The organism is Stenotrophomonas sp. YIM B06876 (assembly GCF_030711595.1).
Taxonomy (GTDB): Bacteria; Pseudomonadota; Gammaproteobacteria; order Xanthomonadales; family Xanthomonadaceae; genus Stenotrophomonas.
In genome coordinates this window covers 1-325 of sequence record NZ_JAUJUJ010000660.1, presented here as the reverse complement: position 1 = coordinate 325, position 325 = coordinate 1, and the positions used below count along the sequence as shown (strand labels likewise).

The 325-nt window shown below is 65.5% G+C and carries 1 protein-coding gene; it reads left to right on the top strand.

Features of this window, described 5'->3' with window-relative positions; genetic code table 11:
- The coding region (locus QZH66_RS18915) for an ApaG domain (RefSeq protein ID WP_305807307.1) at positions 1-185 on the top strand (185 nt) is incomplete at its 5' end.
- Positions 186-325 lie beyond the last annotated feature (140 nt).

The following is a 325-nucleotide window of genomic DNA, read 5'->3' as shown; positions in this document are numbered from 1 at the left end:
CGGGCGAGGCGTTCCAATATTCCAGCGGCTGCCAGCTGCGCACGCCGAGCGGCACCATGCACGGCAGCTACCACTGCGTGGCCGAGGACGGCACGCCGTTCACCTGCCCCATTCCCCTGTTCATGCTGGAGGCGCTGGACCCCGGCGCGCCCAGCCAGCCGCTGAGCACCCGGGTGCTGCATTGAACCTAAAAACCTCAGTTGACCGCTCGCAATCACCTGGAAACCCGCATGAATGATTGCTTTGGCTGCTTCGATGGCGCTCACCTCCTGGGTAAGCCCTGCTATGCGCCGGCCAGCACCACTCTCGCCGCACCATGCGGCGT